We start from the raw sequence: 9,461 nt of genomic DNA on the forward strand, positions 1-9,461 counted from the left end.
TGCGCGGGGTGTCGTTTGCATGTGCCTGCTGCAGCCGGAAATCGCCTCCCGCGCCGCGATCCGGCCACCCGGCTGGCAACTTGACCGATGCCGCCCCGCATGCGCTATAGTCCGGTGACCTGAACGAATGGGGGGAAGCATGAGGATCAGCGCGCGCAACGTCCTGCCGGGCACCGTCGTCGAGATCGTCCGGGGCGCCGTGACGAGCCATGTCCGCATCCGCATCGGCGACAGCATCGTCACCGCCTCGATCACCAACGAGGCGGTCGCCGAGCTGGGGCTGGAGGTAGGCTCCCGCGCCTCGGCGGTCATCAAGGCATCGGATGTGATGGTCGGGGTCGATGACTGACACGATCGCCGATCCGCTGCGCCCGGGGGAGGCGGCGGTGGCGACGCCGCCCGCCTTCGACGCGGAACTGTGGTTCATCGGACGCATCCGCACGCCCTGGACGGATCGCGACGCCTGCCCGAAGCGCGGCGATCCGGACAACGGGCCCATCTGCCGGATCGAGGTCTTCGCCCCCTGGGACGCCGCCCTGCGCGGGGTCGAGGCAAAGGACCTGATGCAGGTCCTTTACTGGATGCACCTGTCGCGCCGCGACGCCGTGCTGCAAAGCCCGCGCCATGACGGGCGGATCACCGGCACCTTCGCCCTGCGCTCGCCCCTGCGGCCCAATCCCATCGCCTCTTCGGTCGTGCGTCTGCTGCGGGTCGAGGGGCCGGTGCTGATCGTGCGCGGCCTCGACTGCCTCGACGGCACGCCGCTCGTCGATCTCAAGCCCGAATTCGGAGATTTGCCATGCGACGCCTCCTGCCTGCCGCGCTGATCGGGGCGCTTCTGGCGCTGGCCTCCCCGGCGCTGGCGTTCGAGGGTCAGGCAGTTGTCGATGCGACGGGCCGCACGGTCGAGGTTCCGGCCGATCCGGCGCGGGTCTTTGCCGCCGGTCCGCCGGCCGCGACGCTGCTCTATGCGCTGAAGCCCGATGCGATGATTGGCTGGGTGCGTGCGCCCCGTCCGGACGAGCGCGCCTTCCTCCGCCCCGAGGTGCGCGACCTGCCCGAACTGGGCCGCCTGACCGGGCGCGGCGACACGCTGAACCTTGAGGTCCTGCTGACGGCGAAGCCCGATCTGGTCGTCGATTTCGGCACCATCAGCGCGACCTATGCGGATCTGGCCGAGCGGGTGCAGCAGCAGACCGGCGTGCCCTATGTGCTGATCGACGGCGCCCTTGCGGCGATGCCGCAGGCGATCCGGCAGATGGCGGATGTCCTTGGCGTGCCCGACCGCGGCGAGGAACTGGCCGTCTATGCCGAGACGGCGCTGGCCGAAACCGACGCGCTTCTGGCCGAGGTGCCCGAGGATCAGCGCCCGAAAGTCTACTTCGCCCGTGGCGCCGAAGGGGTCGAGACGGCGGGCGCGGGTTCGATCAACGCCGAGATCATCACCCGGGTCGGCGGCCGCAACGTGATCGAGGCGGCGGGCAGGGGGCTTGCCACCGTCTCCCCCGAACAGGTGCAGGCGCTGGCGCCCGATGTCATCCTCGCCACCGACCGGGAGTTTGCCGAGAATGTCGGCCGGATGCCGGAATGGCAGGGGATTCCCGCCGTTCGGGACCAGCGGGTCTATCTTGTCCCCTCGGCGCCCTTCGGCTTCATCGACAGTCCGCCTTCGGTCAACCGGCTGATCGGGCTGAAATGGCTGGCGCACAAGCTCTATCCCGCGCAGGCCAAGGGCGATCTGCGCGCCGATGTGCGGGCGTTCTACGCGCTGTTCTATGGCGTGACGCCCGACGAGGCGGAGCTTTCGGCGCTGCTGGGTGAGTGAACGGGTCCTCCTCCTTGTCCTGTCGGCGGGGCTGGTCGCCACGCTGCTGACCGGTATCGCGATCGGGCCGTTCAGCCTGTCGCTGAATGAGATCCTTGCCACGCTGACCGGCGGCGGGGGCGAAAGCGCGCGTGTCGTGCTGTGGAACATCCGCCTGCCGCGGGTTCTGGCGGCGGCGCTGGTGGGCGCCGCGCTGGCGGGGGCGGGGGCGGCCTATCAGACGATCTTTCGCAATCCGCTCGTCTCCCCCGATATTCTGGGGGTTTCGGCCGGGGCGGGGTTCGGCGCGGTGCTGGGGATCCTGCTCGGGCTGCCGGTGCTGGCGATCCAGCTTCTGGGGTTCGTCACCGGCCTTGCCACGGTCTCGGTCGTGCTGCTGATCGCGCTGACGCTGCGCGGCGGGGGGCAGGTGCTGGTGATGGTGCTGGCGGGGGTCGCGGTCGGTTCGCTCGCCGGGGCGGGGATTGCGCTCGTCAAGCTGCTGGCGGACCCGGATCAGCAACTGCCGGCCATCACCTTCTGGCTGATGGGCAGCCTTGCCGGGGTGAAGCAGGCCGACCTGCTGACCGCGCTGCCGCCGATCGTCGTGGGGCTCGCGCCGCTGGTCGCGCTGCGCTGGCGGATCGGGCTATTGTCGCTGGGCGATGACGAGGCCCGGATGCTGGGGGTCGAGGCGCGACGGCTGCGCCTCATCGCCATCGCCGGGGCAACGCTTGTGACGGCGGCGGCGGTGGCGATGGCGGGCGTCATCGGCTGGATCGGGCTGATGGTGCCGCATATGGCGCGGCTGATCACCGGGCCGCGCTTCGACCGGCTCTTGCCCGCCGCGCTGCTGCTGGGCGCGGCGTTCATGGTGCTGGTCGATACCGCCGCGCGCTCCATCGCGCTGATCGAGGTGCCGCTGGGGATCCTCACCTCGGTTCTGGGGGCGCCGTTCTTCATCTGGCTGCTGTCGCGGGGGAGGCGGTCATGGGCGGAGTGACCCCGCTGATCGCGGCGCAGGCCCTTGCCGTCGGCCATGCCGGGCGGGCGATCCTGTCGGGCGTCGATTTCGCCCTCCGCCCGGCCGAGGTGCTGTGCCTGCTCGGTCCGAACGGGGTGGGCAAGACGACACTGTTCCGCACGTTGCTGGGCCTGATCCCCGCCATCGCGGGGGAGGTGCGTCTGGCGGGCAGGCCCATTGGCACGCTGTCGCGGGCAGAAATCGCCGCGCATCTGGCCTATGTGCCGCAATCACTGGCGACGCCGTTTCCCTATACCGCGCTCGACATCGTGACGATGGGGGCGTCGACCGCGCTCGGCCCCTTTGCCCGTCCGGGCCGGGCGGAGCGCGACCGGGCCGAGGCGGCGCTCGACGGTCTTGGCATCGCCGCGCTGGCGCAGGAGGAGGTGACGCGGCTCTCGGGCGGGCAGCGGCAGATGGTGCTGATCGCGCGGGCGATGGCGCAGCGGGCCGTCGCGGTGGTGATGGACGAGCCGACCGCCAGCCTCGACTTCGCCAACCGCATCCGCGTGCAGGAGGCGATCCGCGCGCTGGCGGAGCGCGGCATGGGCGTGATCCTGTCGACGCATGATCCCGATCAGGCGGCCGAAACCGGGGATCGCGCCCTGCTGACGGGGCGCTCCGGCGTGATCGCCTGCGGGCCGGTGGACCGGGCGCTGACGGCGGAAAACCTGTCGCGGCTGTATGAGATGCCGGTGCGGGATTACACGCTTGCCGACGGCTCGAAGGTGTTCCGGCGCGGCTGACCGCGCCGGATCCGGTATCAGATTTCCTGCGCGGTCATGTCGTAGCTGAAGGCCTTGGCGTCCAGCTCGTCAAGGTCATGGTTGCCAAGCGTCCCCTGCGGATACATCAGGAACGGCAGCGCGGCGCGGCGCCCGTCCAGCGCCAGATCCTCGGCGGTGTTGAAGCCGACCCAGTTGCCCTCCCAGTTCCCCAGAAGCGCGGCATTGACCGCGGCCACCAGCGGATCGGACGGATCCTTGATCCAGGTGTCGGTCTCGGCCCGCATCACCTTCAGCACATCGGCCGGATCCATCGCGACCCAGCCGTAATCGGACAGCCAGACCTCGGCGCGGCAATGCTGCGCCCCGGTGACCGAAGCGGTGTTCGCCCCAAGCTGCTTGAACCCGAATTCCGAAGGCGCGACCCGCACCCCATAGACATCGCGCGCCGGCACCCCCGAGGCCCGCGCCAGCCCGACGAACAGCCCGTTCAGATCGGCGCATTTGCCGCCCAGCCCGTCCGAGGTCAGCGTCGCGACGGTATCGCCCGGGCCGCAGCCGGGCGTGTCGAGGTTGCGGTAGCAATGCGCGACGATCCAGGCATAGATCGCCTTGACCTTGTCGAGGTCGGTCTCCGCCCCGGCGGTGATCTCGGCCGCCCTCTGCGCGACGACCCCGTCCAGCGGCTTGTTCGCCGAAGGCTTCAGCGCGGCGGCAAGGACGGCCGGATCCTCATGGGCCTCGGTGGTGCGGGTCCAGTCGATGGTGCGGTTGCGGGTCTCGAACCGGCTGGTCAGCACCAGTTCGGGCACGACCCCTTCCTCGAAGGTCGCATGCAGGTATTGCGCGCCGGTCACGGGATCGGTCACGATCTCGGCCGTCTTCGCATTGCCGGTGAATGTGTTGTCCAGACTGCGCTGGAAATCCGTCGTCAGCGACGGCACCGGCAACCAGACCTGCGCCGCACCCCGGTCGGCCGGCAGCTTGACGGCGGTGCTGATCTGGAACCCGCGCCAGTCACTGGGCTGCGGGGCAAAGGCGCGCTCGGTGGCGGCGCGGGCGGGCAGGGCGCCCAGCATGGGTGCCGCTCCGGCGGCAAGGGCCATCTGCAGGATGGTCCGGCGATTGGCTGCAAACATCGTATCCTCCCCCTAAGGATCCGGGCGAAACCGCCCGCGATTTTGTGGCGTTCTGCGGCCATGCTACACGCTGGGGGCAGATCGACCAACGCGGAAATGCCCGCGGTCGCAGATCCGGCTTGAGCATCCGGAACGAAGCGGTGAAACTGCGGCGCGGTTATCGCCCCCGCGTTCGGAATGGAGAGGGCATGGACCTTCTGGATGGATTGCGCGCCTTTGTCGCCACGGCGCAGACCGGGTCGTTCACGGCGGCGGCGGAACGGCTTGGCCTGTCGAACCGGCTGACCTCGAAATACGTCGCGGAACTGGAATCGCGCCTTGGCGTGCGGCTGTTGCAGCGCACCACGCGGCGGGTCGGCATCACCCCGGCGGGGGAGGAGATGCTGCTCCGCGCCCCGGCTCTGCTGGACGAGATCGAGGATCTGCTTGCCTCCACCTCGGCGGGATCGCGGGGCTATACCGGGGTGCTGCGCATCTCGGCCCCGGTGAGCTTTGGCGAAAGCCATGTGAAGGACCTGCTCAGCCGCTTTGCCGCGCATCATCCCGGCCTGTCGATCGACCTGCGGCTGGACGACGGTTTCGTCGATCTGGCGACGGCGGGGATCGATCTTGCCTTCCGCATCGGCGAGCCGGGGCAGCAATCGCTGAAGGCGCGCCGGCTGGGCACGCTGACCAGCGCGCTGGTCGCCTCGCCCGGGTATCTGGCGCGCTGCGGCCCGGTGCAGGTGCCCGCCGACCTTGAGAAACATGACTGCATCGTCGACACCAACCGCCGGAACCCGTTCCTCTGGCCGCTCCTGCGCGACGGCGAGGAAACCGTGGTCGCGGTCCGAAGCCGCTTCATGGTCAACAGCGCGCAGATCGCCCGGGATCTGGCGGTGTCGGGGATCGGCGTGGCCTTCTGCCCGCGGTTCGTGCTGCGCGACGACCTCGCCTCGGGCCGGCTGGTCGAGCTGCTGCCCGACTATCGCAGCCGCACCGCACCCCTGAACGCCGTCTATCTGGAAGGCCGGGTCCTGCCGCGCAAGATCCGCGCGCTGATCGATTTCGCCGCCGCCGAACTGCGCCGCGACGGGCTCGACTGAGGGCGCATCGGGCCGCGGTGTCGCAACGGAAACCGGTCCTGCACCGGGTCCCTTTCGGCATATGTTTGATAATCCGTGAGAATTGCGTTATACGCATCTCAGTCGCGCGGAATTGCCGCGATGTTCGTGCCGCCGCGCCCCGATCCGGCCGGTGTGGTGGAGCACTGTTTGCGCCCCTTTTCGGGCTTGCATCCGGGTCCAGGTCGCCAAGGCGGCCGTTGCGGGTCCTTCGATACATCCAGCGGGTCGTCGTGGGGCAGCACCATGGCGGGTCTTCTTTTGTGCTGCACAACACAACGACGACGGAGGACATTATTGTCATGACGAAGTTGGTCTATGCCTCTGCCATCGCGCTTTGTTCGGGTCTGGCGGCGGGAACCGCCATGGCTCAGGACGCGGCGGATTGCGGGCGTGTCTCGATCGCGGAAATGAACTGGGCTTCGGCGGGTGTCGCCGCCTGGGTCGACAAGATCGTGCTGGAGGAAGGCTACGGCTGCCAGGTCGATCTGGTGGCGGGCGATACCATGCCGACCTTCACCGCGATGAATGAAAAGGGCGAACCCGACATCGCGCCCGAGCTTTGGGTCAATTCGGTCAAGGATCCGCTGGCCGCCGCCGTGGAGGAAGGCCGCCTGATCGAGGCGGCGCGGATCCTCGAAGACGGCGGGGTCGAGGGCTGGTGGGTCCCGCGCTATATCGCGGACGCGCATCCCGAAATCACCTCGGTCGAAAAGGCGCTGGAACATCCCGAGCTGTTCCCCGCGCCGGAAAACCCCAGCCGCGGCGCTGTGATGAACTGCCCCTCGGGCTGGTCCTGCCAGATCACCACCGCCAATCTGTTCCGGGCGGAAAAGGCCGCGGAAAAGGGCTTCGATCTGGTCGACAGCGGCTCGGCGGCCGGGCTCGACGGGTCGATCGCCAATGCATACGAACGCCAGCAGGGCTGGTTCGGCTACTACTGGGCGCCGACGGCGATCCTGGGCAAATACGACATGGTGCGGCTGCCCTTCGAGGCGGAGCTGGACCTTGAGGAATTCACCACCTGCACCACCGTCGTCGATTGCGACGATCCGAAGGTGACGGAATATCCGGTGGCCGAGGTCTTCACCGTCGTCACTCAGCGGCTGGCGGCGAACAATCCGGTGGTCATGGACTATCTGGAACAGCGCAGCTGGAAGAACGAGGTGGTGAACGCGCTCCTCGCCTGGCAGGACGAGAACCAGGCCACCAACGAGGATGCCGCCTGGCACTTCTTCGAGACCTATCCCGAGGTGTGGAAGGCCTGGCTGGGCGACGAGGCCGCGCAGAAGGTCGAAGACGCGATCTGATCTTCCCGCGAACCGCCCGGCCCGCCGGGCGGTTTCCGTTCCATCATGAGAGAAAGGAGAGGCCGTGGCTTCATCCTGTTGGGGGCTTCCGTCCCTGTTGTGCAACGCCCCCGAACTGAGCGGAAGCACCCTGCGCCAGATGCGGCGCACCATCGACACCGGCTTTCGCGATCTGGTGCGCGCCTGGTCGCCGTGGATCGACGCCGTGACCGCACCCTTGCAGAAATTCCTGAACGGGCTGGAAAGCCTGTTCGTCAACACGCCGTGGATCGTGGTCTTCGTCGCGCTGCTGCTGGCCGCCTATGCCGCCAGCCGGTCGTGGAAAATCCTGATCGGCACGGCGATCGGCCTGTTCGGCATCGGCTGGTTCGGCCTGTGGCAGGATGCGATGATCACCCTGTCGATGGTGACCGTCTGCACGCTGATCGCCGTCGCCATCGGCCTGCCGATCGGCATCCTCGCCGCGCGCTCCGACCGGGCGCAGCGGATCATCAGCCCGGTTCTCGACGTGATGCAGACGCTGCCGAGCTTCGTCTACCTGATCCCGGTCGTGGTGATCTTCGGCATTGGCAAGGTGCCCGGCATGATCGCCGTGGTGATCTACGCGACGCCGCCGATGATCCGGCTGACCAACCTCGGCATCCGGCTGGTGGACCGCGAGGTGATCGAGGCCGCCGATGCCTTCGGTTCCTCGGAACGGCAAAAGCTGTGGAACGTGCAGCTGCCGCTGTCGCTGCCGACGCTGATGACCGGCGTCAACCAGACCATCATGATGTCGCTGTCGATGGTTGTCGTCGCCTCGATGGTGGGGGTGGGCGGTCTTGGCCGCAACGTGCTTCAGGCGATCAACAACCAGTTCTTCACCATGGGCTTCCTGAACGGCTTTGCCCTCGTGGCCATCGCGATCGCCTTCGACCGCGCCTCGCAGGCCTTCGGCAGACGGCTGCAACGACATTCGGAGGTCCGCGATGACTGAGCAGAAGATGACTGGGCAGAACCAGACCGACATCCTGCCGCCGGATGAGGAGGAAACCGTCCCCGGCATCCAGATCCACAACCTCTACAAGATCTTCGGCCCGCATCCCGCGCGCTATGTGCAGGCGGTCAGGGACGGCATGACCAAGGCCGATCTGAACCGCAAGCATCACCATTCGCTGGGGCTGAAGGACATCTCGACGGATCTGCCGGCGGGGCGGATCTCGGTCATCATGGGGCTGTCGGGGTCGGGGAAGTCGACGCTGCTGCGCCATATCAACGGCCTCATCATGCCGACGGCGGGCGAGGTGCTGATCGACGGGCAGGACGTGGCGAAGATGTCGCCGGATGAGCTGCGCACCTTCCGCCGCCACAAGACGGCGATGGTGTTCCAGAAATTCGCGCTGCTGCCGCACCGCACCGTGCTGGAAAACGCCGTCTACGGACTGGACATTCAGGGCATCCCGCGCCGCGACAGCACGAAACGCGCCCGCCACTGGATCGAGCGCGTCGGCCTGAAAGGGTATGAGGATCGCTATCCCTCGCAGCTTTCGGGTGGCATGCAGCAGCGGGTGGGCCTTGCCCGGGCGCTGACGAACGATGCGCCGATCCTCTTGATGGACGAGGCGTTCTCGGCGCTCGACCCGCTGATCCGGATGGACATGCAATCGGTGCTGCTGGATCTGCAAAAGGAACTGGGCAAGACCATCGTCTTCATCACCCACGACCTGGACGAGGCGCTGCGCCTTGGCGACAAGATCGTCATCCTGCGCGCGGGCGAGGTCTCGCAGCAGGGCACGGGTGAGGAAATCGTCCTGCATCCGCAGAACGACTACGTCCGCGCCTTCGTGAAGGAGGTGAACCGCGGGCGGGTGGTGCGCCTGCGTTCGATCCTGCGGCGCAAGAGCCCGGAACGCGACTGGCCCGGCCTCCGCCTGCCCGGCGCCACGACGCTGGAAGAGGCGGCGCGGCGCATCCTTGACACGTCCGCGACAGAGGCGACGGTGCTTTCGCGTGGCGGCGAGCCGCGGGGCGTCGTCACCCTGTCCGATGTGATGGAAAACATCCTGACCCGAGAGGATGAAATCTAGGGCGGACCGCAAAGCCACCTGACCGGCCCTCCATCATCTTTCCAAAAATATCCCGGGGGTGAATTTGCCGTCAGGCAAAGAGGGGGCTGGCCCCCTTCTTCCCCTCCGGTCATGGGCCGCGCTTTCCGGTTCGAAGCCCGTTCCGGAGCGCGGGTGGAGAGGCCGGGGGGGGGGGGGGGGGGGGGGGGGGGGGGGGGGGGGGGGGGGGGGGGGGGGGGGGGGGGGGGGGGGGGGGGGGGGGGGGGGGGGGGGGGGGGGGGGGGGGGGGGGGGGGGGGGGGGGGGGGGGGG

10 protein-coding genes are annotated in these 9,461 nt (G+C 68.4%); 9 read left to right on the forward strand and 1 reads right to left on the reverse strand.

Translation table 11 applies throughout. The features are described 5' to 3' along the window. The first annotated feature begins 139 nt into the window (after positions 1-139). Genes D2T30_RS21000 through D2T30_RS21020 form a run of 5 tightly spaced genes read left to right on the forward strand, consistent with a single transcriptional unit; the run spans position 140 to position 3,574 of the window. Positions 140-349, forward strand: coding sequence for a TOBE domain-containing protein (locus D2T30_RS21000; protein ID WP_128183661.1), 210 nt, complete (start codon positions 140-142; stop codon positions 347-349). After that, positions 342-827 (forward strand): SAM-dependent methyltransferase, encoded by a 486-nt coding sequence (locus D2T30_RS21005; protein WP_128210419.1) that lies wholly within the window; start codon positions 342-344, stop codon positions 825-827. The genes D2T30_RS21000 and D2T30_RS21005 overlap by 8 nt, the downstream gene beginning before the upstream one ends. Next, positions 800-1,825 carry an iron ABC transporter substrate-binding protein gene (locus D2T30_RS21010; protein ID WP_128210420.1) on the forward strand — a complete coding sequence of 342 codons (1,026 nt, stop codon included), beginning with the start codon at positions 800-802 and terminating at the stop codon, positions 1,823-1,825. Before D2T30_RS21005 ends, D2T30_RS21010 begins: the two co-directional genes overlap by 28 nt. Next, positions 1,818-2,807, forward strand: a complete 990-nt coding sequence (locus D2T30_RS21015; protein ID WP_128210421.1) for a FecCD family ABC transporter permease — start codon at positions 1,818-1,820, stop codon at positions 2,805-2,807. The genes D2T30_RS21010 and D2T30_RS21015 overlap by 8 nt, the downstream gene beginning before the upstream one ends. Then, on the forward strand, positions 2,795-3,574 hold the full coding sequence (locus D2T30_RS21020; RefSeq protein WP_128210422.1) for an ABC transporter ATP-binding protein: 780 nt from the start codon (positions 2,795-2,797) through the stop codon (positions 3,572-3,574). The genes D2T30_RS21015 and D2T30_RS21020 overlap by 13 nt, the downstream gene beginning before the upstream one ends. 17 nt (positions 3,575-3,591) lie before the next feature. Here D2T30_RS21020 and D2T30_RS21025 read toward each other — a convergent pair whose 3' ends face one another. Further along, positions 3,592-4,692 (reverse strand): transglutaminase-like domain-containing protein, encoded by a 1,101-nt coding sequence (locus D2T30_RS21025; RefSeq protein WP_128210423.1) that lies wholly within the window; start codon positions 4,690-4,692, stop codon positions 3,592-3,594. Between the two features lie 188 nt (positions 4,693-4,880). Between D2T30_RS21025 and D2T30_RS21030 the strand changes: the two genes are divergently transcribed. The 4 genes from D2T30_RS21030 (at position 4,881) to D2T30_RS21045 (ending at position 9,171) form a co-directional block, all read left to right on the forward strand. Then, positions 4,881-5,777 carry a LysR family transcriptional regulator gene (locus tag D2T30_RS21030; RefSeq protein WP_128210424.1) on the forward strand — a complete coding sequence of 299 codons (897 nt, stop codon included), beginning with the start codon at positions 4,881-4,883 and terminating at the stop codon, positions 5,775-5,777. Positions 5,778-6,097: 320 nt separating this feature from the next. Further along, on the forward strand, positions 6,098-7,105 hold the full coding sequence (locus tag D2T30_RS21035; RefSeq protein ID WP_128210425.1) for an ABC transporter substrate-binding protein: 1,008 nt from the start codon (positions 6,098-6,100) through the stop codon (positions 7,103-7,105). Between the two features lie 64 nt (positions 7,106-7,169). After that, positions 7,170-8,081, forward strand: coding sequence for an ABC transporter permease (locus tag D2T30_RS21040; RefSeq protein WP_128210426.1), 912 nt, complete (start codon positions 7,170-7,172; stop codon positions 8,079-8,081). 7 nt (positions 8,082-8,088) lie between these two features. After that, positions 8,089-9,171, forward strand: coding sequence for a quaternary amine ABC transporter ATP-binding protein (locus D2T30_RS21045; RefSeq protein WP_128210427.1), 1,083 nt, complete (start codon positions 8,089-8,091; stop codon positions 9,169-9,171). Positions 9,172-9,461: the final 290 nt, after the last annotated feature.

Origin of the sequence: Paenirhodobacter populi (assembly GCF_004022215.1) — a bacterium.
Lineage (GTDB): Bacteria > Pseudomonadota > Alphaproteobacteria > Rhodobacterales > Rhodobacteraceae > Rhodobacter > Rhodobacter populi.